Annotated in this window: 22 protein-coding genes; 6 read left to right on the top strand and 16 right to left on the bottom strand. The window is 65.7% G+C overall.

Annotated features, from left to right (window positions below; translation table 11 throughout):
• Positions 1 to 4 precede the first annotated feature (4 nt).
• The gene (gene phnC, locus C7G42_RS04275; protein ID WP_106947800.1) at positions 5 to 814 is read right to left on the bottom strand and encodes a phosphonate ABC transporter ATP-binding protein; all 810 of its coding nucleotides are present in this window, start codon (positions 812 to 814) and stop codon (positions 5 to 7) included.
• 173 nt (positions 815 to 987) lie between these two features.
• On the opposite strand from phnC, the gene C7G42_RS04270 reads away from it, so the two are divergent.
• From C7G42_RS04270 to C7G42_RS04260, 3 genes are read left to right on the top strand one after another with little or no spacing between them, the layout of a single operon-like run.
• Positions 988 to 1,647 carry a transferase hexapeptide repeat family protein gene (locus C7G42_RS04270; RefSeq protein WP_199580643.1) on the top strand — a complete coding sequence of 220 codons (660 nt, stop codon included), beginning with the start codon at positions 988 to 990 and terminating at the stop codon, positions 1,645 to 1,647.
• Positions 1,644 to 2,837, top strand: coding sequence for an alpha-D-ribose 1-methylphosphonate 5-triphosphate diphosphatase (locus C7G42_RS04265; protein WP_106947799.1), 1,194 nt, complete (start codon positions 1,644 to 1,646; stop codon positions 2,835 to 2,837). The genes C7G42_RS04270 and C7G42_RS04265 overlap by 4 nt, the downstream gene beginning before the upstream one ends.
• 18 nt (positions 2,838 to 2,855) lie before the next feature.
• Positions 2,856 to 3,554, top strand: coding sequence for a DUF1045 domain-containing protein (locus C7G42_RS04260; protein ID WP_106947798.1), 699 nt, complete (start codon positions 2,856 to 2,858; stop codon positions 3,552 to 3,554).
• Positions 3,555 to 3,557: 3 nt separating this feature from the next.
• Here C7G42_RS04260 and C7G42_RS04255 read toward each other — a convergent pair whose 3' ends face one another.
• From C7G42_RS04255 to C7G42_RS04195, 12 genes are all read right to left on the bottom strand, one after another.
• Positions 3,558 to 4,151 (bottom strand): hypothetical protein, encoded by a 594-nt coding sequence (locus C7G42_RS04255; protein WP_106947797.1) that lies wholly within the window; start codon positions 4,149 to 4,151, stop codon positions 3,558 to 3,560.
• Between the two features lie 83 nt (positions 4,152 to 4,234).
• Positions 4,235 to 5,635, bottom strand: a complete 1,401-nt coding sequence (locus C7G42_RS04250; RefSeq protein WP_106947796.1) for a selenium-binding protein SBP56-related protein — start codon at positions 5,633 to 5,635, stop codon at positions 4,235 to 4,237.
• Positions 5,636 to 6,026: 391 nt separating this feature from the next.
• Positions 6,027 to 6,965 (bottom strand): dihydrodipicolinate synthase family protein, encoded by a 939-nt coding sequence (locus tag C7G42_RS04245; RefSeq protein WP_106948845.1) that lies wholly within the window; start codon positions 6,963 to 6,965, stop codon positions 6,027 to 6,029.
• Between the two features lie 131 nt (positions 6,966 to 7,096).
• Positions 7,097 to 9,178, bottom strand: a complete 2,082-nt coding sequence (locus tag C7G42_RS04240; RefSeq protein ID WP_106947795.1) for a methyl-accepting chemotaxis protein — start codon at positions 9,176 to 9,178, stop codon at positions 7,097 to 7,099.
• Between the two features lie 107 nt (positions 9,179 to 9,285).
• Complete coding sequence (locus C7G42_RS04235; RefSeq protein WP_106947794.1) at positions 9,286 to 10,056, bottom strand: enoyl-CoA hydratase; 771 nt, start codon at positions 10,054 to 10,056, stop codon at positions 9,286 to 9,288.
• A gap of 12 nt (positions 10,057 to 10,068) precedes the next feature.
• Entirely contained in the window at positions 10,069 to 10,548 is a 480-nt protein-coding gene (locus C7G42_RS04230; protein ID WP_106947793.1) for a MarR family winged helix-turn-helix transcriptional regulator, read from the bottom strand.
• A gap of 49 nt (positions 10,549 to 10,597) precedes the next feature.
• Complete coding sequence (locus C7G42_RS04225) at positions 10,598 to 12,259, bottom strand: tannase/feruloyl esterase family alpha/beta hydrolase (RefSeq protein WP_199580642.1); 1,662 nt, start codon at positions 12,257 to 12,259, stop codon at positions 10,598 to 10,600.
• A 179-nt stretch (positions 12,260 to 12,438) separates the two neighbouring features.
• On the bottom strand, positions 12,439 to 13,683 hold the full coding sequence (gene serA / locus C7G42_RS04215) for a phosphoglycerate dehydrogenase (RefSeq protein WP_106948844.1): 1,245 nt from the start codon (positions 13,681 to 13,683) through the stop codon (positions 12,439 to 12,441).
• 121 nt (positions 13,684 to 13,804) lie between these two features.
• Entirely contained in the window at positions 13,805 to 15,037 is a 1,233-nt protein-coding gene (locus C7G42_RS04210) for a rhodanese-like domain-containing protein (RefSeq protein WP_199580641.1), read from the bottom strand.
• A 70-nt stretch (positions 15,038 to 15,107) separates the two neighbouring features.
• Positions 15,108 to 16,292, bottom strand: coding sequence for a PepSY-associated TM helix domain-containing protein (locus C7G42_RS04205; protein ID WP_106947789.1), 1,185 nt, complete (start codon positions 16,290 to 16,292; stop codon positions 15,108 to 15,110).
• Positions 16,293 to 16,294: 2 nt separating this feature from the next.
• Entirely contained in the window at positions 16,295 to 18,625 is a 2,331-nt protein-coding gene (locus tag C7G42_RS04200) for a TonB-dependent siderophore receptor (RefSeq protein ID WP_199580640.1), read from the bottom strand.
• A 202-nt stretch (positions 18,626 to 18,827) separates the two neighbouring features.
• Positions 18,828 to 19,712: a dihydrodipicolinate synthase family protein gene (locus C7G42_RS04195; RefSeq protein ID WP_106947787.1), complete on the bottom strand. Its 885-nt coding sequence runs from the start codon at positions 19,710 to 19,712 to the stop codon at positions 18,828 to 18,830.
• A gap of 175 nt (positions 19,713 to 19,887) precedes the next feature.
• Here C7G42_RS04195 and C7G42_RS04190 point away from each other — a divergent pair, with 175 nt between their 5' ends.
• On the top strand, positions 19,888 to 21,300 hold the full coding sequence (locus C7G42_RS04190) for an FAD-binding oxidoreductase (RefSeq protein ID WP_106947786.1): 1,413 nt from the start codon (positions 19,888 to 19,890) through the stop codon (positions 21,298 to 21,300).
• Positions 21,301 to 21,308: 8 nt separating this feature from the next.
• Positions 21,309 to 22,004, top strand: a complete 696-nt coding sequence (locus C7G42_RS04185; protein WP_106947785.1) for a GntR family transcriptional regulator — start codon at positions 21,309 to 21,311, stop codon at positions 22,002 to 22,004.
• Between the two features lie 6 nt (positions 22,005 to 22,010).
• Here the strand turns inward: C7G42_RS04185 and C7G42_RS35170 are convergent, their stop codons facing one another.
• The 3 genes from C7G42_RS35170 to C7G42_RS04175 all read right to left on the bottom strand — a co-directional run bounded on the left by C7G42_RS35170 (position 22,011) and on the right by C7G42_RS04175 (position 23,505).
• Complete coding sequence (locus C7G42_RS35170; RefSeq protein ID WP_199580639.1) at positions 22,011 to 22,175, bottom strand: hypothetical protein; 165 nt, start codon at positions 22,173 to 22,175, stop codon at positions 22,011 to 22,013.
• 117 nt (positions 22,176 to 22,292) lie between these two features.
• On the bottom strand, positions 22,293 to 23,237 hold the full coding sequence (locus tag C7G42_RS04180; protein ID WP_106947784.1) for a DMT family transporter: 945 nt from the start codon (positions 23,235 to 23,237) through the stop codon (positions 22,293 to 22,295).
• Complete coding sequence (locus tag C7G42_RS04175; protein ID WP_106947783.1) at positions 23,218 to 23,505, bottom strand: hypothetical protein; 288 nt, start codon at positions 23,503 to 23,505, stop codon at positions 23,218 to 23,220. Before C7G42_RS04175 ends, C7G42_RS04180 begins: the two co-directional genes overlap by 20 nt.
• A gap of 220 nt (positions 23,506 to 23,725) precedes the next feature.
• Between C7G42_RS04175 and C7G42_RS04170 the strand changes: the two genes are divergently transcribed.
• Positions 23,726 to 25,747 (top strand): YgiQ family radical SAM protein, encoded by a 2,022-nt coding sequence (locus C7G42_RS04170; RefSeq protein WP_106947782.1) that lies wholly within the window; start codon positions 23,726 to 23,728, stop codon positions 25,745 to 25,747.
• The last annotated feature ends 49 nt before the right edge of the window (positions 25,748 to 25,796 follow it).

Here is a 25,796-nt window from a genome sequence, read left to right as displayed (position 1 = left end):
GGGCTCAGGCGGCGGCCGCCGTTCCAAGCTCGGGAATGCCCTCGGGCGTCGGTACGGGCGCGCCACCCATGACGTCCGCGGCTTCGAGATCGTAGAGCTCGCGCGCGACGTGGTCGGTCAGCTCGGCCGGCGCGCCGTCGAACACCACGCGGCCCTGCGCCATGCCGATCAGGCGGTCGCAATAGCTGCGGGCGAGATCGAGCGAATGCAGATTGCAGAGCACGGTGATGCCGAAATGCTTGTTGATGCGCAGCAGCGCATCCATCACGATCTTGGTGTTGCGCGGATCGAGCGATGCGATCGGCTCGTCGGCGAGGATGATGTCGGGCTGCTGCACGAGTGCGCGCGCGATCGCGACGCGCTGTTGCTGGCCGCCGGAGAGCTGGTCGGCGCGCTGGGCGGCGAGCGAAGCGATGTCGAACTGCTCGAGCGCGGACATCGCCAGCGCCTTGTCCTGCTCCGGCCAAGTCTGCGACAGCGAGCGCCAGGCCGGCATCGTCGCAAGGCGCCCCATCAGGACGTTGGTGAGCACATCGAGCCGGCCGACCAAGTTGAACTGCTGGAAGATCATGGCGGAACGCGCCCGCCACTGCCGCAATTCCTTGCCCCGCAGCGCGGTGACGTCGATGCCGTCGAACAGGATGCGGCCCTGCGTCGGCGTCGCGAGACGATTGATCATGCGCAGCATGGTCGACTTGCCGGCGCCGGAGCGCCCGATCACACCGACGAAACCGCCGGGGGAAATTTGAAATGAAGCGTCGTCCACCGCGGCTTTCGCGCCGAAGCGACACGTCAGACCTTCCACCACCAGCATGCAGGGCTCCAGATTAGCTGGGGTCCACCGCTAACGCCGGCGCTTGACACTTGTGTGACACCGGCATTGCAGTGCGGCGATCCTCCACACGTCATTCCCTGTCATCGTCATGTCATGACATCGTCATCAAGCCGCTCGAAGAGGAACGCCCGCCCTCGCGCCTCGGATGCAACATGGCCGCCAAAGCTCTCTCGGTTCAGCCGACCATCGACCCCTCCGCCAAGCTGCACGAGGCCAGGCTCGGCGCCTATACCGAGGTCGGCGCCCGCACGATCCTGCACGATGTCGCGATGGGCGATTACTCCTATGTCGTGAACGATTCCCAGATCACCTACACGACCATCGGAAAGTTCTGCTCGATCGCGGCGATGACGCGCATCAATCCCGGCAATCATCCGATGCACCGCGCCACCCAGGCGCATTTCACCTATCGCTCCAGCGCCTATTTCGAAGGCGAGAGCGACGATGCCGAGTTCTTCGACTGGCGACGCCAACATCACGTCCATATCGGCCACGACGTTTGGATCGGGCACGGTGCGATCGTGCTGCCGGGCCGCAACATCGGCACCGGCGCGGTGATCGCGGCCGGCGCCATCGTCACCAAGGACGTGCCGGCCTATACCATCGTCGCCGGCAATCCGGCCCGCATCGTGCGGCGGCGGTTTTCGGAAGAGATCGCCGGGCGGCTTGCCAAGCTCGCCTGGTGGGACTGGGATCACGACAATTTGCGCGAAGCGCTGCCCGATTTCCGCAAGCTCGGGATTGAAGATTTTCTTGCGACATACGAAGCACGGACAAGTCCCTCAACCAGCAAACGAAGCGCGGTCGCGTGACAGACATTTTCCTCGAAGGCGGTCGGGCCCTGATCGGCGCCGAACTCGTCGAGACCTCGCTGCTGGTCTCCGGAACGGATATTGCAGAGATTGGCGGCTCTCGTGGCCGGGCGCGGCTGGCGATCGATGCCCGCAACCTGCTGGTGCTGCCCGGCATCGTCGATCTGCATGGCGATGCTTTCGAGCGGCAGATGATGCCGCGCGCCGGCGTCGACTTTCCGATCGACGTCGCGCTCGCCGACAGCGACCGTCAGGCGATCAGCAACGGCATCACCACGGTGTTTCACGCCACCACCTGCTCCTGGGAACCGGGCCTGCGCAGCAGTGACAATGCGCGCGGCCTGATGGAAGCGATCGAACGCCAGCGCCCGCAATTCGCCGCCGACACCCGCTTCCATCTGCGGCACGAGACCTACAATCTCGACGCCGAAGGCGAGATCAGCCTGTGGCTCTCGGAAGGCCGCATCGACCTGTTCGCCTTCAACGACCATATGGACGGCACGGTCGCCGACATGGCCAAGCCGCGCAAGCGCAACCGCATGGTGGAGCGCACCGGGCTGTCCGCCGAGGATTTCGACCGGCTGGTCGATCGCGTGATTGCGCGCGCGGCCGACGTGCCGGCTTCGGTTGCCCGGCTGGCCGCCGCAGCCCGCGCGGCCGAGGTGCGGATGCTCTCGCACGACGATGCGACGCCGGCGATGCGCCAGCAGTTTCGCGAGCTCGGCGCCAGCATCGCGGAATTTCCGATCAACGAGGAGACCGCGCGGGCGGCCGCAAGTCACGGCGATGCCATCGTCTACGGCGCGCCGAACGTCGTGCGCGGCGGCAGCCACACCGGCTGGACCAAGGCCTCCGACATGATCGCCAAGGGGCTCTGCTCGGTGCTGGCGTCGGACTATTATTATCCGGCTCAGCTGCTCGCCGCGTTCCGGCTTGCCGCCGATGGCGTGCTGCCGCTCACCGAGGCCTGGAGCCTGGTCTCGGCCGGCCCGGCGCGCGCCACCGGCCTTGCCGATCGCGGCGTGCTCGCGGAAGGCCGTCGCGCCGACATCCTGCTGGTCGACGACAGCGTGAAGCTGCGGCCACGGCTGATCGCGGTGATCTCGGGCGGCAAGCTCGTGCATCTCACCGATGCGACGCGGCTGCTGAGTACTGTGGCAGCGCCGCGCGAGGCTGTCGTCGCGGCCTAAAGTGGTTATGCTGAGCCGATGACAGGTTTTCCCCGCTACGCGATCTATTTTGCCGCAGGCAGCGACGCCGCGCTCTCCCGTTTCGGCGCCGAGCTGCTCGGCTATGATGTCTACACCGGCAACGAATTGCCGTTCCCGCACGATGCACTGCATGTCGCGCCGGACTGGCGCGACATCAGCGCCGATCCCCGCAAATACGGCTTTCACGCCACGCTGAAGGCGCCGATGGCCCTCGCCTCAGGCAGGACCGAAGCGGAGCTGATGGCCGCCTGCGCGGTATTCGCCGGCAAGGCGCGGCCACTTCCCGTGATCCGCCCTGTCGTCGATTCCATAAGCGGCTTCATCGCCGTCATTCCGGCCGAGCCGGTCGATGCGCTCCAGCGCCTCGCCGCGGACTGCGTTCGCGACTTCGATTCGTTTCGCGCCGCACTGTCGGCGGAAGATCGCGCGCGACGCAGGCCCGAGAAGCTGAGCGAGCGGCAGCGCGATTATCTCGACCGCTGGGGCTATCCCTACGTGATGGAAGAATTCCGCTTCCACATGACGCTGACGGGACGGCTGGAGGCGGAGCGGCGCGGGCCGATTCTGGAGATGCTGCGGGCGAGATTTGCGACGCTGGGGATCGGGACGCTGACGATCGACCGCATCGCGCTGTTTCGGCAGGACGACGCGTCGGCAAGATTCCACATCGTCGACGAGTGGCCTCTGGCGCGATAGACCTCAGCGCCAGCTCGCAAGATTCAAGGCGAGCGCCACCGCGCCAACCAGAACGAGGCTGGCCGCCCAGACTGCATCCAGATTGAACCAGCTTCGCGAGACGAACCTCAATCCAAGATGGCGGTAGACCAGCCACGCCAGACATCCGCCGGCGCCGACCATGGCGGCAACGTGCACCAGGGACACCAGCACCGCCATCCCGAGACTTGTCTTCATCAGCGCGCCCGCCGCCTCATGGCCGGCATCGAATTCGAAGGCCTGGCAGAGCCCGAGATAGATCGGCACGAGCATCAAGGCGGCGCCGTGAGCAATGGCGACGGCAAATGACCAGAGCGCCAATTGCGTCGGCGGAATTCGTGCCAGCGTGCGGGGATGACGCTGCGCGATCAGTCGATAAACGCCGAAGCCGATGACGAGAAGGCTCGCGCCTGTCTGGATCGAACGCTGCCACTCGGCCAGCACGAGCAGGAACGCGAATGGCAGCAGCACGAGAAATGTTGCCAGGAGATGCCCGGACGACAGGGCCCACAACGCACGAAAGAGCGCGCGCGGGTTCTTGTCCATGAGTCCGGCCGAAACGGCGAGCGGCCATCCCATCCCCGGATTGACTCCGTGATAGAGGCCGCTCGCAACAAGAGCGAGCCACAGCCAGCCAAGCGCCGGGCTCGCGTGCCCACCATCTAGACCGACGGGTAGCAAAAGGAGTCCGTCGAACAATCGCCGCCCTCCAGCCTGATCTGGTGCGCACGATAGCCGTCCGGGAAGCTCACGAAATAGTCCTTGTCGAGCTCGAGGCCGCCGTTGCGACCGACATTGGCCATGACCTCCACGCCCGGAACCCCATCGGGATAGAACTGGTCGTCCCAGGTGGAATAGAGCGAATTGGTCCAGTACACCCGCCTGCCGTCGCGGCTGATCTCGACCATTTGCGGGCCGGCCGCAAAGGACTTGCCATTCGGATGCGCTGTACGGCGTGCGATGCCGCCGATGTGGACGGAGCCCGCAAGCTTCGGCTTTCTGGGATCGGTGACGTCGTACTGGCGCATTTCACCGGTGCCCCAGCACGACACATAGAGAAACCGGTCATCCATCGACAGGTCGATGTCGGTCACCAGCGGCGGCACGGCGCCAAATCCCTGCAGCAGCGGCGGGAGCTTCTCCTTTGGCGCAGGCTCGGGCGGGATCGTTGCCGTCTTCTCGGCATGGAATTTCCCGCCTTCGCGCCACCAGGTCCAGATCGATGCTTCGAGATTGGTGGTGTCGACCACGATGCCCACGAAGCCGTATTCGCGAACCGGATCGTGCGCAGGCCGCACCTCCAGCGCCATCTGATGATTGGCGCCAAGGTCGATGGTCTGCACGTTGCGCCGGGCGCGGAGATCCCAGAAATGGAGACGATGGCCATACTTATTCGCAAGCAGATCCTCCGGGACGATCCCGTTCTCGAACTGCGGCGGCAAGGCCCATTCGCTCGTCACCATGTAATCGCGCGGCAGATTCCACCAGAAGTCATAATGCAGCGTCTGCGGACCGCGGTCGATCTCCCATCGTCCAAGGACCTCGAACGTCTCGCAATCCATGATGAAGACGCCTGGAGGCCCGTTGGTGCCGTCCTTGCCGCCGCCACCCAGCGTGCTCACGTAAATACCGTCCGGCCCGCAATGGATGGTGTGCGGCCGCGAGTAGCCGGTCTTCTTGAAGACTTCCTCGGGCTCGATGATCTTGTGGATCTTGGCCTTGGTCGGATCGGGCTTGGTATCGATGATGTAGATCCGCGAGGAGCGCAGCCCGGGGATGATGAGATAGCGCCGCTCGATGAAGGCATGGCCGGTGAGCGGCGACAGAGCGGAAGAGCAGGCATTCCAGCCGAAGTGGTGAAACTCATCGCCCTTGTTGGGCATCGTCACGGTGTGGACGATCTGGCTGTAGGTCGGCGATCCCGGCTTGACGTCGATGACCGCAAGAGCATCCGGCTTCGAGAAATCCGGACTGAGCAGCAACGTGTAGGCGAAGTTCTCCGCAGGTGCTTCCATCGCAAGCCGGGGCGATGCGTGAAATGTGGGATCCGGCCTCATCGTCATGGCACTGCCTCCCTGTTCTGTCGGTTCGCGCCAACCTGGCTCGGGATAACGGCATTATGAAGAGGTGTTACACGATGTCTCGAGATGCTCCGCGGGGCCTGGTTGGCGAACGTACCCTACTTCATCGCAGGGCTGCGGGAAACGGCCCGAACCGCGCTAATTCGACGCCTCCAGGCGAAATGGGCCGATGAGATGAGGCGAGCGCGCACCTCACCCTCCGTGTCGTCCCGGCCTAGTGCGCAATTGCGCACGGGGGGCCGGGACCCATAGCCACAGGGAGAGGTTATGAAACGAGCTGCCGACTCCAAGTCTTCGCCACACTTCTCCCTGTGGCTATGGGTCCCGGATCGGCGCGCGCTTAGGGCGCGCTTGTCCGGGACGACAGTGGGGCTTACTTCCCCCACCGCAGCGCCAGCGCGTCGCGCTCTTTCGCCAGCTCCAGCAGGCCCGCTTTCGTCGCCGGATGCAGCGGCTGGAGCGGATGCCTCACCGCGTCCGACTTGATCACGCCGCCGGCCTGCATCATCGCCTTGCAGGCAATCAGGCCGCATTGACGGTTCTCGTAATTGATCAGCGGCAACCAGCGCTCATAGGCGGCCTTCGCTTTCTCGCGGTCGCCGGCGAAATAGGGATCGACGATCTGGCGGATGCCGTCGGGATAGCCGCCGCCGGTCATCGCGCCGGTGGCGCCGGCATCGAGATCGGCCAGCAGCGTGATCGCCTCCTCGCCGTCCCACGGGCCCTCGATGTCCTTGCCGCCCGCCTCGATCAGGCTGCGAAGCTTTGAGGCCGCGCCCGGCACCTCAATCTTGAAGTAACGGATGTTGGTGAGGTCGCGCGCCAGCCGCGCCAGCAGCTCGACCGACAACGGCGTGCCCGCGACCGGCGCATCCTGAATCATGATCGGAATGGTGATGGCGCCCGACAGCACCTTGAAGAATTCGACGATGCCCTTCTCAGGCACCCGGAAGGTCGCGCCGTGATAGGGCGGCATCACCATCACCATGGCGGCACCCGCGGCTTCGGCCTGTTGACTGCGCGCAGCGCAGACGGCCGAGCTGAAATGCGTGGTGGTGACGATCACGGGAACCCGGTCCGCGACATGCTCCAGCACCGCATGCATCACGGTTTCGCGCTCGGCGTCGGTGAGCACGAACTGCTCGGAGAAATTGGCGAGGATGCAGAGGCCGTTCGAGCCGGCATCGATCATGAAATCGATGCAGCGGCGCTGCCCCTCGAGGTCGAGCTCGCCGCGCTCGTCGAAGATGGTGGGCACGACCGGGAACACGCCGCGATAGGGGCGCTGGGCCTTGTGGGGGGTGACCGGCATCGAACTCTCCATCCCTGATATGTCTTGCGTCTGTCGCCGCGCTCACAACGCGAGGCGGCACAGATGTAGCCGCCGCGCGAACCGGCGGCAATGCCGAACGCACGACGTCAGGATGCAGGAATGAGGCGAGACTACGCGGTCTTCACCGCACCCAGGAAGCCCTCGACCGCGACGCGGAGACGGTCGGCGTCGGCCGACATCTTCTTGACGGATTCCGACAAAACCGTTCCGGCGTTGCCGGTCTCCTGATTGAGCCTGGCGACGCTGCCGATGGTGTCGGTGACTTCGCGGGTGCCCTGGGCGGCCTGCTGAAAGTTGCGTGAGATCTCGGTGGTGGCCGCGCGCTGCTGCTCGACGGCGGCTGCAATCGCCGTCATCTTCTCGTCGATGCCGCTGATCGAACCGCCGATCGAGCGGATCGCTGCAACCGCCTGGCCGGTCGCGCCCTGGATCTCCTCGACCTGGCGCGAGATTTCCTCCGTGGCGGTCGCCGTCTGCGCCGCAAGGCTCTTGACCTCGCCGGCGACCACGGCAAAGCCGCGACCGGCTTCGCCCGCGCGTGCGGCCTCGATGGTGGCATTCAGTGCGAGAAGATTGGTTTGACCGGCGATGGCGTGAATCATCTTCACGACTTCGCTGATGCGGCCTGCGGTCTGGTCGAGGATCTCGACCGTCGCGTTGGTCCTTTCGGCCTGCGATACTGCCTCACGCGCTTCGCGGGCGCTGGACTGCACCTGCGCGGAGATCTCGCCGACGGAAGCGGATAGCTCTTCGGTCGCCGCCGCGATGGTCTCGAGATTGTTGGTGGCCTGTTCGGCGGCGGACGAAACCGCGGAGGTCTGGCTGCTCGATTGCGAGACCAGCGAGCGCACGCCGGTTGCCGTGGCATCGAGCTCCCGCGTCGAGGCCACGACACTCTGGATGACCGCCTGCACGGTGTCGTCAAAACTGCGGCAGGCTTCGTCGACGGTCCCGGAGCGGGCCAGTTGCAAGGCCTGCTGCGATTCGCGCTCCCGACCCAGGCGCTCGGCCGTCGCCGCGCTCTCGCGCAGGCTTTCGAGTGCCGCAGCCATGGTGCCGAATTCGTCGGGATGCCGGGATTGCGGCACCGGCGTCGCATAGTCGCGGGCGCTGATACGGGCGATGGCGTCGAGAATGGCGCGAACCGGACGCATCAGGCGATTGCGCACCACGAACACGCCGGCCAACGTCACGGCCAGCGCGAGCAGGAACGCGAACGACTGCACGATCAGGTTGATGAGGGCCTTCTGCTGGACGGACTCGGCACGCGCGATCGACTGGTCGAGGGCCTTGTTGGCGACCGCGACGATGGGCGCAAAGGGCGACTGGCACAACGTGTTCCATTCCGCGGGGGGCATTGCCGGCTTGCCGCTACCGTCGAAATTCCTGGTGAGTTCGTTGATCTGCTTGAGGACGCCATCGGTCTTGGCTTTGGCGTCCGACGCTGCCGTCACCAGTTCCGCCGGTGCGTCGGGCGCAGCCAGCAGCTCGGCCATGCCTGCCCAGCCGGAGGTGATGGTGCCGTCCCATTGCGCCACCGACCGCTTCTGGGCGTCGTCGAGCGGCTTGCTGCCGTTGACATTCGAGCGGAGCGACGAGCAATGAATGCCATAGCGATCGCGGACCTGCCAGGCGAAGCGGCGCACCTGGATCATGCGCGCGATATAGGGATCGTTCATCCAGGCGCGGTTCGACACCGCGGTGGAGGCGAGGTTCGCGGTGTCGATCACCTTGGTGACGGCATCGTACCAGGAATTGGTCCGCTCGATCTTGCGCTCGGCGCGCGGACGCTTGGCCTCGTCGTAGAACAGCTGGAATTGCGGCGAGGCATCATTCCAGCGCTGCTTCAACGTATTGGCAAGTTCGTCGCGACGCGCGAAGTCCACGGTCGCGAGCGCGGCACTGATGCCGTCGTAGCCGCCCTGCTCGGCCTTCTCGGCGGCGCCGAGCTTGGCACGTGGATCATCCTCGCCGAGCAGCGCGCTCTGGGCGTCGCCGCGATTGTTGCGCAGCGCGAGCACGCCATGGAAGATCGCCTTGTCGGCCGCGGCAAGCCGCTCGGTCTCGAGACTCTCGCTGTAGCGGCCGAACGCCCCCGCCATCTGGAACGCGGTCGAGGCCAGCGCGCCGATGGCCAGCAGGGCCATCAACGTCAGGAGCAGCGAGCTTACCGATTTCTTAAATATTGCCATGGGGGCGAGGACCTACGTTCAACGTAGGTTCACCTTGTACCGCGACATGCCAAGGTTTGGTTAAGCTTCTTATCAAATGAGAATCACCGGCGCCGGGGCCGCCGGTTTCACGCGACCTTGGTGAAATCGGGCGGGCGGCGCTCGGCGAAGGCCGTAAACGCCTCACGTGCCTCGGCGGTGCGCAAACGTTGTGCAAAGTGCTCGCCTTCCGCCTGCATCTGGGCCAGCAGCGCCTCGCCGTTGCGCATCAGCTTCTTGGTCGCCGTGAGTGCACCGGCCGGCTGGCGGGCAAGACGCTGCGCCAGCGCAAGCGCCTCGGCCTCCAGCTTGTCGAGCGGCACCACGCGGTTGGCGAGGCCCCATTGCAGCGCGGCCTGCGCCGGCACGGTCTCGCCCAGCGCGAACATCTCGTAGGCGCGGGCGTAGCCGATGCGCGCCGGCATCAGCAGGCTCGACGCGGCCTCCGGCACCAGCGCCAGGCTGACGAAGGGCGTCGACAATTGCGCGTTGTCGGCGAGCACGACCAGGTCGCAATGCAGCAGCATCGTGGTGCCGACGCCGACGGCGCGGCCCTGCACGGCGGCGACCAACGGCCGGGTGCAGCGCGCCAGCGACTGGATGAAGCGCACGACGTTGCGGCTGCCCTCGGACTTGCCGGCCGCGACCGCGGCGAATTCGCCGACATCGTTGCCGGCGGTGAACATGTCGCCCTCGCCACGGATCAGGATCACGCGGGCCGACGGATCGAACTCGGCGGATTCGATGCTGTCAGCGAGCTTGCCGTACATCGCATCCGTCAGCGCGTTCTTCTTGTCGGGCCGCGCCAGCGTGAGGGTGAGGATGCCGCCATTGTTCTCGATCCGGACGTGCTCTGTCATCGGTCTCTCCTTTTATTCATCTGAATGTCTTGGATCTGAAGATCTTGGATCTGAAGATCTTGGAAACTTGTCCTGAATGCTGGTCAGCCAGCGCGCGACGATGTCGATCTCCGCGGCCGTGAATCCGTCCGTCAGCGCGGCGTTGACTTCCGCCGCGCCGGCCTTCGCCTGCGCCAGCGCGGTCCGTCCCTTCGGCGTCAGCCAGATCCGCCAGGCGCGTCCGTCCTCGCGATCGGCACGTCGCTCGATCAGCTTCGCAACCTCGGTGCGGTCGACGAGGCCGGAAATGCCCGCCGGTCCCAGATCGAGCGCCGCGCCCGCCTCGCCCATCAGAACGCCGTCCTGCCTGCCGAGGATGAACAACAGCCCGGCCTGCGCCGGCGTCACATCGTTGCTGGGCTGCGCCGCCATCCAGCGCTGCAGGCGGCGCTGCGCCACGCTCAGCAGGTAGATCAGCCGATGATGCCGCGCGTCGGCCGTTTTATTTCGCATGCGAAGTAGATAGCCGGGCGCAAGCTTGTTGTCAAACGGGCCGCCTCGTTTACGGCGCGCAGGTGAAGCTCGAGGCCTCCGTCACCGCACCCGTCTTGTAGTGCGGCCAGGCCGGCCAGCGGCACAGCGGCAGCGCGCGCAGCGTCGCGAATGAGGGTGCCTCGACCTTCTGCTCGGCAACTTCGAGGTCGCCGGGCGCCTTGCCTTTCTCGACCCAGTCGACCAGCACGCTCAACATGTCGACATTGGCCGGCGCGCCGGAGCCGACATGGTCGACGCCGGGCGCGGTGTAGAGCCGCGCGAACTCCGCCGTCTCGGCCTTGCCGAGCTTGCGCTCGACGCTCTCGAAATAGCGGATGCCGGCATAGGGGCTCTGGGCGTAATCGGCCATGTGCTCGAGCATGATCAGACGGCCGCCGCGGGCGCGGAAGCGGCTGAGATCGGGATCGGTCGAGTCCATCAGCTTCGACACTTCGATCAGCCGCGCCTTGTGCTCCTCCACCTTGTAGGTGGTGACGTCGAGCTTCGGGTCGCGCGCGAACACATATTGAATGCCGCCCGCGCCATAGATCCAGGCGATGCCGTTGTTGGGCGCAGGCGGCTGCGCCGGCGGCGCGGTGCCGAGCCACCACGCCACCCAGCCGCCGGTCGGGCCGATCGCCGGCGTGTCCTCGCCCGACACACCCCAGCCGGGGTAATCGTCGATGCCGTTGGCAAGCGCGAACGGGAATTTGTAGGTTCCGTGCAAGGTGTCGATCGCCTTGATCTGCGCATCGGTCAGGCACTGATCGCCGCTCTGGCCAGCCGCGCAGCGCAGCGTCTCGACCTTGAATGCCGCCTTGCAGCCGACGGGGTCCTGCACCAGCGCATCGTCGGAGCCGTCGGCCTTGTCACAGGCCGCCCGCACGGCCTCGCCGACGAGCTTCACCTGCGCCGGATTGATCCAGCCGGCGCCCATGGTCGCAAGCCCCGAACGCGTGCCGGCGTGCTGCAAGCCGACCCAGTTGATGACGGGCACGCGTGCGAAGATGCCGTCGAAATCATCGGGGTAGCGCTGCGCCATGGTCAGACCTTCACGGCCGCCCTCGGACGAACCCATGAAATACATCTTCTCCGGCTTCTTGCCGTAGGCGCGCTCCATCAACCCAACGGCGGCATCGCGCACTTTCTTGTAGGCGCGGTGAGCAAAATTCTCGAAGGCTTCGTCGTTGAGCGCAAAGACCTGTGGCGGCTCGCCCTGCCTAGTCTCGTGGCCGGAGTCGGTGCCGTAGGTGACAAAACCGCGCGCCAGCGGCGACGGCTTGTCGAAGAGATAGGCCGGCGGCAGCCCGAGACCGGTGATCAGCACGCCGTTGAAGCCGCCGCCGCCATATTGCAGCGAGCGGCCGTTCCATTCGACGGGAAGGTTGACCTGGAATTTGATCGGCGGCGCCTTGGGGTCGACCGGGTCGATGTGGCCGAGCACCTTGCAGAAGCCGGGATTGGTCGGCGTGATGCGCGCCGACGGCGTCGGCCCGCGTTCGGCGACGGCGATTGGCGAGGGTGCCTGCAACGTCGCGGCATCGATCTTCACCGCATCGGCGCCACCGACGAGGCCCTTGCAGACCGTCTCTGCATCCTCCGCCAGGGTGAGCGCCACAGTGGAATTCGCGCTCAGCACAGCCGCAGTCCCCACGAGCCATGCGCACAGCTTCGCTCTCGTCAGCGTCATCGTTTCCACCCGGAACTCTGTTCTTGTTCAACCCAACGAAGGCGCATTCAATGCGACCTTCTGCCGGCCGTCAATGACGCGCTGCAGCCCTGTCCGGATGGAATTGAAACAGGGCTGCAGTTTGCTGGATTGACGCGTTTTCTTGACGCGAACCGGTGTCCACTTCGCTCGAAAACGCTTTAATGCTCGAACACCAGCCGCGCGCCGATCGTGCCGTCGAGGCTGCGGATCTGCTGGAGAAGCGCCGCGGAATCCTGCCCGCCGAGATCGGCATCGAGCACGACGTAGCCGAGATCGCCTGACGTCTCCAGATATTGCGCGGCGATGTTGATGTCGCGCTGGAGGAAGACTTCGTTGAGCCGCCTCAGCATGCCCGGCACGTTGCGATGGACGTGGCTGAAGCGCGCGCCGGAGGGGCGCAGATGCAGCTGCACTTCCGGGAAATTCACCGCGCCCATGGTCGAGCCCGTGATGAAATAATCGACCAGCTTGCGCGCGACCTCGCCGCCGATGCGCTCCTGCGCTTCCTCGGTCGAGCCGCCGATATGGGGGGTGAGGATGACGTTCTCGAGGCCCTGCATGGGGCTCTTGAAGCGATCCGAATTCGACGATGGCTCAACCGGAAAGACGTCGACGGCCGCGCCGGCAAGATGACCGTCGCGCAACGCGCGCGCGAGCGCGTCGAGATCGACCACGGTGCCGCGGCTGTTGTTGATCAGGAACGAGCCCGGCTTCATCGCGGCCAGCTCCTTCTCGCCGATCATGCCCGCGGTCTCCGGCGTCTCCGGCACGTGCAGGCTGACGACGTCGCTCTGCGCCAAGAGTTCATCCAGCCGCTCGACCGGTTCGGTGTTGCCGTGGCGCAGCTTGTCGGTTCGGTCGAAATAGATCACGCGCATGCCGATCGCTTCGGCCAGCGTCGAGAGCTGCGAGCCGATATTGCCGTAGCCGACGATGCCGAGCGTGCGGCCGCGCACCTCGCGGCTACCGGTCGCCGATTTGTCCCAGCCGCCGTCATGGGCCGACACCGAGCGCGGAAAGATTCGCCGCAGCAGCATCACGATCTCGCCGATCACGAGCTCGGCGACGCTGCGCGTGTTGGAGAATGGCGCGTTGAAGACGGGAATGCCGCGCTTGCGCGCTGCCGCAAGATCGACCTGGTTGGTGCCGACGCTGAAGCAGCCGACCGCGAGCAGTTGATCGGCGGCGGCGAGCACCTCGTCGGTGATCTGAGTGCGAGAACGGATGCCGAGGAGCGACACGCCGCTGAGAGCCTTACGCAAATCCTCGCCGTCCAGCGCCTTGGTCAGCCGCTCGACATTGGTGAACCCCGCTCCCTTGAAAAGGTCGACAGCGCTATCATTGACACCTTCCAGTAGCAGCGCCTTCGCGCTCCGCTCAGGGCTCCGGCCTGGGGCTGACATGGACTCTCCGTAGATCATGAGCTTTGCCCGAGCACATAGACCGCGGACGATGCGCAGCACAATAGGGGCCGATACGGAAGACAATGCCGGGGAGGCAGCCTGTTTCGACGACGATCGCCCGTCAAATCACATAGAACCCGTGGGTGCCGTCGCGACGGAGCTGCTCGACGAGGCCATATTCCCAATCCAGATAGGCCTGCATCGCCTTCTCCGAGACATCGGTGCCCTCATAGGGGCGACGATAGCGATGGGCCGGATCGGGCCTTGGCAGCACACGGGGCGGGCCGATTTCGAGCGCGCCGTCATAGCCACCTTCAAGCACATAGACCTCCCACCCCATCTGGGCCAGCCATGACGCCGTCATGTCGGCACGGACGTTCCTGTGGTCGGTCAGGACGATGCGCGCGCCGCGCACGGGCGCGGCCATGTCTGTCTCCTGCACCAATTGTCCGCCGGGATAATGGCGGAAAGCCAGGAGATGACCGGCGGTATACTCCTCGGCATCGCGCACGTCGAAGCGGTACAGCGTGCGATCCATCTGCGCGGCCAGCGTCGCCATTTCGCGCGCGCCGATATGACGAACGCCAGCGCGATAAGCGACAGCGCGCGCATTGGCCGGCCCGCCTTCGAACGGCCCAATCTCCCCGCGCCTGTCAGCGCCATGGTCGAGCGTATGCCGCGCGAGCGTCCAGCCGATCGTGCCGTTGCGCAACGCGCGGACCTTGTTGGGCACGCCGGCGTTGATCAGCGACTGGGTGCCGATGATCGAGCGGGTGCGGCCGGCGCAATTGACGATGATGGTGGTGTCGGGACTGGGCGCGGCCTGCCCTGCCCGCAACACCAGCTCCGCGCCGGGCACGCTGACCGAGCCCGGAATGTTCATAGTCGCATATTCGTCGAAGCGGCGAACGTCGAGGATGGCGATATCGGCCTTGTCGGCGATCAGCTTCGCCACCTCGTCGGCGCTGAACGACGGCGTATGCCGCCGCGCTTCGACCAGCTCGCCGAACGCCTTCGAATAGGAATTGACGTCCTCGAAGACCTCAAAGCCCGCGTCGCGCCATGCCTTCAGGCCGCCATCGAGCGATCTGATAGCGGTATAGCCCAACGCGGCAAGGCGCTCGGCACCGGCCGCGACCAGTCCCTCCCCATCATCGTAAAGCACGATCGGAACGCTCTTCCGCGGCAGCCTGATCTCGGCTTCGATCTCGATCCGATCTACGGCCATGTTGGCGGCGAACAGCGGATGCCCCGTCGCGAAGCCTGCCTCGTATCTGAGATCGAGCAGCGCGATTTCTTCGCGCAGCAGCAGCGCGCGGCGGATGTCGGCGGGGGTGACGGTCGAGAGCTTCATGGCATGAATCCTGGGTGGACAGGCCATGGGCTTTTGACCGATTAGAAGAGCGTTGGCTAGCCTCGTCCGCTCACTCGCCGGGGACGAGCCGCGTCAGCGGCCGTTGCGCCGGACGCCGCAGCCTGCGGCGCGACAGATAGAGCAGGATTCCGGTGACCGAGAACAGCGGCATCAGGATCGCGGCGATCATGAAGGCGAGCTTGCCTGGCCAGCCCAGGATCTCGCCGCGATGGACGTCGTAAATGGCCGCGAGGATTGTCTCGCCGAACGTCTTGTCAGCATAGCGCTCCGCGGAGACCAGTTGGCCGGTGACGGCATCGATGCGGAATTCGTCGCGCGTGGTCTCCAGCAACGAATCCTTGCCCCACGACCGGATCCGGATCGTCGTAGCGGGCCCCGCCGGCAGCGTCAGCAGGGCCCTTGAGAAGCGGTCGCCCTCCTCGCGCTGGAACGTGGTCCATGCCTGATCGAATCCGATCGGCGAGGCGGGCTCGCCGCGTCCGGCTGACCGCGGCGACTTTGCCGGCATCTTCGCCGCGGCGACGTGCGGACGTGCCAGCAGCCATGTGACGCCGTCCTTGTACCACTCGAACGAGAAGAACAGCCCGGTGAGCGTCATCGTCAGATAGACCGGCAGCACCCAGGTTCCGATCACGGTGTGCAGCGACCGGTGCAATCCGCGGCCGCTGAGCCCGAGATTCGGCTTCAGCCACGTCTTCACGCTGCCGGCACGGCGCGGCCAGCGCAGCACGAGCCCCGTGACCAGCATGACGATGAGGCCGAGCGCTATCGTGCCAGTGATCGGGCGTCCCCAGCCCTTGCCGTCGCCGGGAATGAGCAGCCAGCGATGCAGCCGGCGCACGGTCGCGAAAAACGCCTCGCCGCGCGGCGCGCCCAGCACGCGCGCGTCATGGGGATCGACATAGAGCGAGGTGGGCCGTCCCCCCTGCTCGTCACGCGCAAAGCGGACATGAACCGCAGCAGATGGATCGCTCGACAGTGTGACGGCGGAGACCTTGCCGAGGTCTTGGGCTGCCTTCAGCCGCGCCACCAGTTCGTCCGGCATCAGCGCCGGCGCCTGACGCGGCGCGACCTGCATGATACCGGCGTTGAGGTGATCGACGATCTCGTCCTCGAAACTCATGATCGCGCCGGTCAGCGCGATCAGGGACACCAGCAGCGCAAGGATCAGGCCCGCGACGGAATGGACCTGGAACAGGACCGCCTTGATGGTGTGTCCCAGCCGCGCGGCCATGGCTAGAACTTCACCGTGGCCGACAGCGAGACGCGCCGCGCATCGCCGATCGCGACGTTGAGATTGTTGACGGCGGAGGGATAGTAAACGGTTTCGAACAGGTTCTTGACGTTGAACTGGTAGATCACCGGCGTGGTCTGGTATTTCGTCTCATAGGTCGCGAAGATATCTGCGACCACATAGGACGGCAGGAAGAAGCTGTTGGTGGAATCACCGGGCCGGTCGCCAACGTAACGCGCGCCGCCACCGAGCCGGAGCTGGCCAGGCAATGCCGTGCCGAAGTCGTAGACCAGGTAGAGCGAGGCGGTGTTCAGGGCCACGTTCTGCAGCTTCCTGCCGAGTAACGTCGGATCCTCGGACGCCGTCACGCGGGCATCGGTGTAGCCATAGCTGCCGATCAGGGCCCAGCTGTCGGTCAGCCTGCCGGTGACGTCCAGCTCGACGCCACGCGAATGGGCACGGCCGACGGTGTGAAGCTCCACGATGCCCGCACTGTTCGTCTTCGTCGTCTGGACGTTCTTCTTGTCGAGGTCGTAGAGCGCCAGCGTCCCGGAGATGCGCTTGTTCAGATCGAACTTCACGCCGGTCTCGTAAGACACACCCTCTTCCGGCGCGACGTTGGAATCGATCACGACGCCGATCGGCGCAATGGTCGAGTTCGGCTTCAGCGATTGGGTATAGCTCGCATAGAGCGAAACCTGATCCGTGAGCTTGAAAATGACGCCGCCGAGCGGGAGCACCTTGTCCTGCGACACGTTGGTGTTGGTGACGAAGGGCTTTCCGCGCCCCGCGATCTGGTCGTAGTCCATGTAACGCACGCCGCCGACCAGCGCGAACCGCTCGGTCAGATGCAGCGTGTCCTGGACGAACAGCGACCACTGGCCGAGCTTGTCGGTCTGGGCGCTGTCTGGATTCGACACCGTCGTCCCCGGCCCGATGAGCCCGTAGACGGGATTGTAGACATTGATCGCGGGGGTCGCCTGCCGGATCAGATTGTCGCGGTAGATGGTGCGGTACTGACCGTCGCCGCCGAACACCAATTCGTTGCGCATGTTGCCGAGCCAGAAGCCGCCCGAGACGTAGGACGTTCCGTAGCTGACATTGCTGAGCGAGCCCCGCGTGCCGTCATTGCTGCGCGTCTCGTTGCCGGTCGTGAAGTTGATGCCGGTGATGCGGAGCTGGTTGGCGCTGAAGGTTTCGGTGTTGTAGCTGTAGCCGGCGTAGAGCTTCCAATCCTGGTTGAAGCGATGCTCGACCGAGGCCTGGAGCAGATCGGACGTGCCCCACGTGTTGTTGAATGGTTCGTCGAGACGGCGCGTAGCGGGCACCGCGAGGGGCGCCTTGGTCACCGGGTTGAACGCCGTGCCGCGATCGAACGGGTAGATGAACTCGCGGTGTTCGTAGTTGAGCTGGACCGTGGTGTCCTGGCCGTACCAGGCCAACGACGGCGCGATCAGCATCTCGCGGTGCCGGCCGAAATTGCGCCAGTAGTCCTCGCTGACGCCGTAGCCGATGAAGCGATAGGCGAGGCCCTGGTCGCCGATCGGACCGGTGACGTCGAGCAGGCCGTCGGCGCCGGTTTTGGAGGCATTGAATGCCGAGCCGAGCAGCGTGACCGAGCCGTGCTGGTAGAGCTCCGGGCGCTTGCTGATGGTGTTGACGATGCCGCCGGGGTCCATGATGCCGTAGAGCAGCGAGGCCGGTCCTTTCAGCACCTCGACGCTCTCGACCGCGGGATTGAAGCTGCGTCCCTGCACCAGCGGCATGCCGTTGCGCATGATCGAGCCGTCGCGATTGTCGCCGAAGCCGCGGCGGATCACCGCGTCCTGGCTGCCGGCGAGCGTGTTGGTCTGGGTGACGCCGGAGACGTTGACGAGCGCATCGTCGATGTTGCGCGGGAGCTGGTCCTTCAGCACCTGCTCAGGCACGACGTTGACGGCCTGCGACGTATCAAGGGGCGAGGCGCCGCTGCGCAGCGTCGTCGCGCTCGGCATCGCGCGGTAGCCGAGCTTGGCGGCCTGCTGCGCGGCGGCTTCCGCGGCCGCGCGCCCCGAGAGCGTTGGCGGCCTGGGGGCAGGATAGCGGGCGGATTGGCGGCGAGCGGCCTGCGTTCGGCGTGACGATTGCTCCGATGCGCGTGCTGGCCTGGACCGTTGCGCCGGGGCCTCCACCGTCACCGGCGGCAGCGCCGACTGCGCCTGCGCGCTCGTCGTGTGGGACGAAAACTCGGTGAGCACCACGATGACACCGACAAGAAGACTTGCACGGCTCCCGCCGGCACGATGACGATGGCTGCCGATACGCAGGCCATCCACGGAGGCACGCACTTTCAATCCACTTCACGTCAGGACGTTGAAGTCTGCGCGTGTAACAGCCGGCGAGATCGAGGAGAACCGTAGCGGAGCTTGAATCGCTCTAGTGTGGAATCGTTCTAACGAAAGATCGACCAGCAACGGCAATCATGAATTGCTGTCGTGCCGTGCGCGACACGCTGCGCGCGAGTTCGCCGCAACGTGCCGCAACGTTATCGCGATCTCAAGCGACGGCGGGAGCCGTCAGTTCGTCCAGCTTGCGCTTGAGCGCGGCGCCGTCGGATGAGGCGCGCAGCGGCGGGCGCACGCGCAGCCAGGCCGCATCGCCGGTTTGTGCCGCAAGGATGCCCTTCAGCGTCGCGGTGAACGACGGCGTCTTCAGCACGACATCGATCGCAGCCTGCATGCGCGCTTCGACGTCCTTGCCCTCGACCATGCCCTTGACCAGCTCAGGGACGACGTTGGCCATGCCGCAGATGGTGCCGGCGCCGCCGGCGGCGATCGCGCGGGTGATGTCGGCTTCGTTGCCGACGGTGATGGCGAGTTCGGGAGCCGCGGCGCGGAAGGCCTGAAACTGCTTGAAGTCGCCGCTGGAGTCTTTCAGACCGGCGACCACCTTGCCGCAGCGCTTGCGCAGGTTCGCAGCGACGCTGGTCGGGATCGCAACGCCCGACATTTGCGGGATATGATAGAGATAGGCGCGCAGCCGATCGTCGGCGACGCCATCGATGATCGCGGCAAAGGCATCCTCGATGCCCTCAGGTGTGACGCTGCGATCGAAGTAAGGCGGCAGCACCAACACGTGACGCAGGCCGAGACCGAGCGCGGCGCGCGAGAGAGCGATGCTGTCGGCAATGGCGGGGAAGCCGCCGCCGATGCCGATGCGTTCCGGCGCAACACCAGCCTTGAGCACGGCTTCGATGGTCGCAATGCGCTCGGTGACATTGAACGAGGTGCCCTCGCCGGTGGTGCCGAACAGCACGACGCCGTCGGCGCCCTTGCCGAAGAGCTGCTTGGCGTGCGCCGCGAGCTTGGTCGGGTCCACGCTGCCGTCGGTCGCCAGCGGCGTCGCCGATGCCACCCAGAACCCGCGAATTGCCTCCGTCATCTCACCACCCTCTATGCTGCCATCTCGAACAAGCCCCTGATCTCTAGTGATCCAAAGGGCTCTCAAGCCTTGTTTTTGCTTTACTTTCTTTCTTGTACCTTACATACAACAACGAGGCAAACCCTTTTCCCCGTTACGTCGCGCATGGGCGCGGCCAGATTTTGGGAGGTCTCACATGAATTTGGTGACCCCGATGCAGCGGCCCGACCAATTGCTCGGCGCCCTGCGCGACAAGCTTGGCGCAGCCGCCGTCCTGATCGGCCCCGACGTGCCCGCCCGCAATTGCAACGACTGGAGCGCGAGCCTCCCGCAGACGCCGCTCGCGGTGATCCGCCCGGTCGATGCGCAAGGCGTGGCCGATGCTATTGCGACCTGCCGGCAGGCGCATCTGCCGTTCGTCCCGCAGGGCGGGCTCACCGGACTGTGCCGCGGCGCTTCGCCCGAAGCCGGCTGGGTCGCGATCTCGCTGGAGCGCATGAGCGGTATCGAGGAGATCGACCGCGCCTCGATGACAATGACGGTGAAAGCCGGCACGCCGCTGGAAACGATCCAGAAGGCCGCGGACGAGGCCGGCTTTTTCTTTCCGCTCGATCTCGGCTCGCGCGGCTCCTGCGCGATCGGCGGCAATCTCTCGACCAATGCCGGCGGCAACCGCGTGATCCGCTACGGCATGACGCGCGAGCTGGTGCTCGGCCTGGAGGTGGTGCTGCCTGATGGCACCATCATCACCAGCCTCAACAAGCTGATGAAGAACAATGCCGGCTACGATCTGAAGCATCTGTTCATCGGCTCGGAAGGCACGCTCGGCATCATCACCCGCGTGGTGCTGAAACTGTTCCCGAAGCCGCGCTCGACCATGGCCGCGCTCTGCGCGCTGAAGGATTATGCGGCGGTGGTCGCGCTGCTCGGCGCGGCGCGCAGCGGGCTCGGACCTCTGCTGTCGGCGTTCGAGGTGATGTGGCCGGACTATTGGGAGGTGATCACCGCTCGCGCCGGCGTCAAGCCGCCGGTCGCCGCAGGTTACGGCCTTTACGTGCTGGTCGAGGCTCAGGGCACCGACGAAAGCCTGGACGCGCCCCGCTTCCAGGCCTGGCTCGAAGAGCTGATGGAGCGCGGGCTGCTGGTCGATGCAGCGGTAGCGCAATCGCTGGCGCAGACGCAGAGCTTCTGGCGCGTGCGCGACATCTGCGCCGAGTTCGGCCAGGTGCTGGGGCCGCATATCTCCTACGACATCGGCCTTGCCGTGGCGCGGATGGACGAGTTCGTCACGCGCTGCAAGGCGGCGCTGGCCTCCGGCATCAAAGGCTGCGAGAGCGTCTATTACGGCCATATCGGCGACGGCAATCTGCACCTGGTCTCCTGGGTTGCCGGCCTCTCCGTCGAGCAGCAGCCGAAGGAAGAGATGGACACGATCATCTATGGTCTCGTCCGCGAGCTCGGCGGCAGCATCTCGGCCGAGCACGGCATCGGCACGCTGAAGAAGAGGTGGCTTGGCCATGCCAGGAGCGAGGCCGAGATTGCGCTGATGCGGACGCTGAAAGCCGCGCTCGATCCCGACAATCTGCTCAATCCAGGCAAGGTGGTCTGAGAGCACCGATGCGATCGCTCAAGCTCGATACGCCGAAATCGCTGTCGCAGCGGGTGATGCAGCGGCTGCGCCAGGCGATCATCGACGGCGAGTTCGCGCTGGGAGCCGCCATCTCCGAGGAGATGGTGGCGAATTCCTTCGGCGTCAGCCGCACGCCGGTGCGCGAGGCTATGAACCAGTTGCAGGCGCAAGGCCTCGTGGTGATCCGCCCGCAGGTCGGCAGTTTCGTGTTCACGCCGAGCGCCGACGACATCAACGCGCTCTGCACCTTCCGCATTGCGCTGGAGCCCAAAGCCGCCGAGTTCGCCTATCGTCACGATCGCGACGGTACGGTCGCCGCGATGAACGAGGCCATCGCGGCGATGGAGCCGGCGGTCGCGGCCAAGGACAACATCGCCTATGGCCGCGCCGATGCGGCCTTTCACGAGGCGCTGTTCATCCATTGCGGCAACCGCTACCTCGCCGAATCCTATCAGCTGGTCTCCGGCCGCGTCGCCGCGCTCCGCACCAATCTGACCTCGCCGATCGACGTGCGCACCCGCACCTCGTTCGACGAGCACCGCAGGCTGCTCGATCTATTCGCGCGCGGCGAGTTCGATGCGTTCGAACAGCTAATGACGACGCACATCACCAATTCGGGCGTGGTCTACGCCAAGGCCTTGAAGGTAGAGGCTTTGAAGGTGGATGCGTCGGAGGGGGATTGAACGCGACTATTTCGCGTTTTTCGAGCCTGGCCTGTCCAGGAAGTCCAGCGCGGTGTTGATCTGCTCGAGCTGGTGCTCGATCCTGTCGCGATCCTCGACCGACGGCGCCTTTTCGAGCTGCTCCACGAGCTTCTGCTTTCGCAACAGCAGGTTCTCAATGACTGTACTCACAGCTCCCCCACGCCAGAGGCGACCATTTGTGAACGCGCGCGAGCGGGGCTCGCGGCGACCCTCCATCAAAATGTCTGCGCACGCGGATGGTTCCTGCGGGTGCGCATGCGGAGGGAACTAGCGGCGCAGGCTGGCCCAGACGCCACCCAGGATCAGCAAACCGCCGAGAAGATGGATCAGCTTCGGCGGTTCGCCGAGGATGGCGAAAGACAGCAGCGCGCTTGCGATCGGCCCGAGATAGAGCACGAGCGAGGTTCGCACCGAGCCGAACTTGCCGCCGAGCCAGGCGAAGCCGGCATAGGCGAGCAGGCCTGGAACGATCCCGGCGAAGACATAGGCGGACAGCGCCCTGGTGCTGAAGACCTGCTCCGGCGTCGACCACATCTCCATGGCCGCAAGCGGCAGCGAGAACAGGGCGCCGGCGCCCGAGAACAGACTGATCCGTGCGAGCAGCGAGGCCTTTGGCGCGGCGCGCGATTGCAGCAGCGTGTAGCCGGACCAGCCGAGCATCGCGATCACGACGAGGCCGTCGCCCGCCGCGGTCTGAAGTTCGATCAGCGTCTGCGGATGGCCGCCGGAGATGATGAGCAGCGCACCGGCGAGCGCCAGCGCCGTGCCGAGCCATTGCAGCGGACCGACATGCTCCATGCCGCGCATGGCCGAGATCAACAGCACCGTGATCGGCGACAGCGCCATGATCAGCGCGATGTGGATCGCCGTCGTCGAGACGCCGGCGGCGTAGACCGGGCCGCCGCACAGGAACATGCCCATGAAGCCGGCGGCGAGGATCGGCCAGATGTTGCGGCCGAGCAGCACACGGCCATCGCGGATCTCCCTGAGCGCGATCGGCGCGAGCCCGATGGCGACGATGCTCCAGCGGAAGAAGGCAAGCGCGAAGGGCGGGACGGAGCCCGCAAGCCCGCGCGCCAGAACCTGATTGGAAGCCTGCGCGGTCGCCACCAGGACGAAGCCGACCAGCGCAATGACGCCGAGCCACGCGGCCGAGGACGGCGCTACGCCGGCCACCGCGTCACGACCGCCCTCAGGGAGTTCCTTGCCCATGGATCAATCGGATATCCGATGTCGGCCGCGGTGAGAACCCCGAGGGGCGCTCACCGATATGCATATGCGGCACGCGCGCCATTCCGGGAGGCGCGGAGACGCTTGCGAGCAGCACCGGGACGATGGGGGTACGGGTGATCGAAACCGAAAACACCGCCAGCAGCGCGCACAGCATGCAGAGCCTCATCCGCACCGTCCGGCGGTCGCTGATCGGCAGGAACAGGAAGAACAGCATCGCCAGGATCAGCAGTGCGTCGATCAGAAACATGGGACTCTCCTTCAGGATTGGAGAGAGCATGAGGCGATGACGCCCGCCGGACTGTGGAAGGCGTCACACACCTGATGGCACCGAGCCGCGCCACGCTTGGAGATGACGAAGCGGCACGCGCTCGTGGACGGTTAACGTGCCTGGACTGCCGCCCGGGAACCTCGATCTTTCACGCGTCCGTCGGTTGAATTCGGGGACGCGGAGTCCTATGCGTAGGCGCATGGAAACCCAGATGATCACCGCCGCAAAGCCCCTGATGGCCCAGGCGCGCTCGCGCAAGCCGGCGCCGTTCCTCCCGATGAGCCGCGCCGAGATGGATGCGCTCGGCTGGGACGCCTGCGACATCGTGCTGGTGACCGGGGACGCCTATGTCGACCATCCCAGTTTCGGCATGGCCATCATTGGCCGGCTGCTCGAGGCGCAGGGTTTTCGGGTCGGCATCATCTCGCAGCCCGACTGGCACTCGGCCGAGCCTTTCAAGGCGCTGGGCAAACCACGCGTGTTCTTCGGCGTCACCGGCGGCAACATGGACTCCATGGTGAACCGCTACACCGCCGACCGCCGCATCCGCAGCGACGACGCCTATACGGCGGGCGCCGAAGGCGGCAAGCGGCCGGACCGATGCACGGTCGTCTACGCCCAGCGCTGCCGCGAGGCGTTCAAGGACGTGCCGATCGTGCTCGGCGGCATCGAGGCCTCGCTGCGCCGGATCGCGCATTACGACTATTGGTCGGACAAGGTGCGCCGCTCGGTGCTGGCCGACGCCAAGGCCGACCTCCTGCTCTACGGCAATGCCGAGCGCGCCGTGGTCGAGGTGGCGCTGCGGCTTGCCGCCGGCGAAGCGCCGCGCGCGCTCGACGACATCAGGGGCGTCGCGCTGTTTCGCCGCGTGCCTGAGGACTATGAGGAGCTGCACGCCGACGATCTCGATTCCGCCGACGAGGGCGCGACGCGCCAGAAGGGCTTGACCGTGATCCGCCTGCCGGCGCTGGAGCAGGTCGAGCAGGACAAGGAAGCCTATGCCCGCGCCTCACGCGTGCTGCACCGGGAGAGCAATCCCGGCAATGCGCGGCCGCTGGTGCAGCGCCACGGCGACCGCGACCTCTGGCTCAACCCGCCGCCGATCCCGCTGACCAGCGAGGAGATGGACGCGGTCTACGACCTGCCTTACGCACGCGCGCCGCATCCGTCCTATGGCGATGCGAAGATCCCGGCGTGGGACATGATCAAGTTCTCGGTGACGATCATGCGCGGCTGCTTCGGCGGCTGCACCTTCTGCTCGATCACCGAGCATGAGGGCCGCATCATCCAGAACCGCTCCGAGGGTTCTATTCTCCGCGAGATCGAACTGATCCGCGACAAGACCCCCGGCTTCACCGGCGTGATCTCAGACATCGGCGGCCCCACCGCCAACATGTACCGGATGGCGTGCAAGGACCCGAAGGTCGAGGCGGCGTGCCGGCGGCCGTCCTGCGTCTTCCCCGAGATCTGCCCGAACCTCAACACGTCGCATGACGACCTGATCCGGCTCTATCGCAAGGTGCGCGAGACCAAGGGCATCAAGAAGGTGATGGTCGCCTCGGGCGTGCGCTACGACCTCGCGGTCGAGAGCCCCGAATACATCAAGGAGCTCGTCACCCATCACGTCGGCGGTTACCTCAAGATCGCACCCGAACATACCGAACGCGGCCCGCTCGACAAGATGATGAAGCCGGGCATCGGCGCCTACAACAAGTTCAAGCGGATGTTCGACGAAGCGGCCGAACGCGCCGGCAAGAAGTATTATCTGATCCCCTATTTCATCGCGGCGCATCCGGGCACGACCGATGAGGACATGATGAACCTCGCGCTGTGGCTCAAGAAGAACCGCTATCGTGCCGACCAGGTGCAGACCTTCCTGCCCTCGCCGATGGCGACAGCGACCGCGATGTACCACACCGGCGTCAACCCGCTGCGCGGCGTGCGCCACGGCGGCAGCGACAAGGTCGAGGCCATCAAGGGCCTGCGCCAGCGCCGGTTGCACAAGGCGTTCCTGCGCTACCACGACCCCGACAATTGGCCGGTGCTGCGCGAAGCCTTGATCGAGATGGGCCGCCGCGACCTGATCGGCTCGCAACCCCACCAGCTCGTGCCCGCACACCAGCCCCCTGGCACCGGCAAGGCAGCAGGGACACGGCGCCCGGTGCGGCCGGGCGACAAGACGCAGCGGTTCACGACGAAGGGCTTGCGGGTGATGAAGTAGGCGGAGGCATCCGGCTGCTCCTCGCGTCGCGCCTCCAAAGCGAAATTCT

The sequence above is a fragment of the Bradyrhizobium sp. MOS003 genome (assembly GCF_003020125.1).
GTDB lineage: Bacteria > Pseudomonadota > Alphaproteobacteria > Rhizobiales > Xanthobacteraceae > Bradyrhizobium.
Note: the sequence above shows the minus strand (reverse complement) of the source record. Positions and strands in the feature narration are given on the sequence as shown.

Coding starts and splice junctions, on each gene's coding strand:
- phnC (WP_106947800.1), bottom strand. CDS start 814: ATGCTGGTGGTGGAAGGTCTGACGTGTCGCTTCGGCGCGAAAGCCGCG.
- C7G42_RS04270 (WP_199580643.1), top strand. CDS start 988: ATGGCCGCCAAAGCTCTCTCGGTTCAGCCGACCATCGACCCCTCCGCC.
- C7G42_RS04260 (WP_106947798.1), top strand. CDS start 2,856: ATGACAGGTTTTCCCCGCTACGCGATCTATTTTGCCGCAGGCAGCGAC.
- C7G42_RS04255 (WP_106947797.1), bottom strand. CDS start 4,151: ATGGGATGGCCGCTCGCCGTTTCGGCCGGACTCATGGACAAGAACCCG.
- C7G42_RS04250 (WP_106947796.1), bottom strand. CDS start 5,635: ATGACGATGAGGCCGGATCCCACATTTCACGCATCGCCCCGGCTTGCG.
- C7G42_RS04245 (WP_106948845.1), bottom strand. CDS start 6,965: ATGCCGGTCACCCCCCACAAGGCCCAGCGCCCCTATCGCGGCGTGTTC.
- C7G42_RS04240 (WP_106947795.1), bottom strand. CDS start 9,178: ATGGCAATATTTAAGAAATCGGTAAGCTCGCTGCTCCTGACGTTGATG.
- C7G42_RS04235 (WP_106947794.1), bottom strand. CDS start 10,056: ATGACAGAGCACGTCCGGATCGAGAACAATGGCGGCATCCTCACCCTC.
- C7G42_RS04230 (WP_106947793.1), bottom strand. CDS start 10,548: ATGCGAAATAAAACGGCCGACGCGCGGCATCATCGGCTGATCTACCTG.
- C7G42_RS04225 (WP_199580642.1), bottom strand. CDS start 12,259: ATGACGCTGACGAGAGCGAAGCTGTGCGCATGGCTCGTGGGGACTGCG.
- serA (WP_106948844.1), bottom strand. CDS start 13,683: ATGTCAGCCCCAGGCCGGAGCCCTGAGCGGAGCGCGAAGGCGCTGCTA.
- C7G42_RS04210 (WP_199580641.1), bottom strand. CDS start 15,037: ATGAAGCTCTCGACCGTCACCCCCGCCGACATCCGCCGCGCGCTGCTG.
- C7G42_RS04205 (WP_106947789.1), bottom strand. CDS start 16,292: ATGGCCGCGCGGCTGGGACACACCATCAAGGCGGTCCTGTTCCAGGTC.
- C7G42_RS04195 (WP_106947787.1), bottom strand. CDS start 19,712: ATGACGGAGGCAATTCGCGGGTTCTGGGTGGCATCGGCGACGCCGCTG.
- C7G42_RS04190 (WP_106947786.1), top strand. CDS start 19,888: ATGAATTTGGTGACCCCGATGCAGCGGCCCGACCAATTGCTCGGCGCC.
- C7G42_RS04185 (WP_106947785.1), top strand. CDS start 21,309: ATGCGATCGCTCAAGCTCGATACGCCGAAATCGCTGTCGCAGCGGGTG.
- C7G42_RS04180 (WP_106947784.1), bottom strand. CDS start 23,237: ATGGGCAAGGAACTCCCTGAGGGCGGTCGTGACGCGGTGGCCGGCGTA.
- C7G42_RS04175 (WP_106947783.1), bottom strand. CDS start 23,505: ATGTTTCTGATCGACGCACTGCTGATCCTGGCGATGCTGTTCTTCCTG.
- C7G42_RS04170 (WP_106947782.1), top strand. CDS start 23,726: ATGGAAACCCAGATGATCACCGCCGCAAAGCCCCTGATGGCCCAGGCG.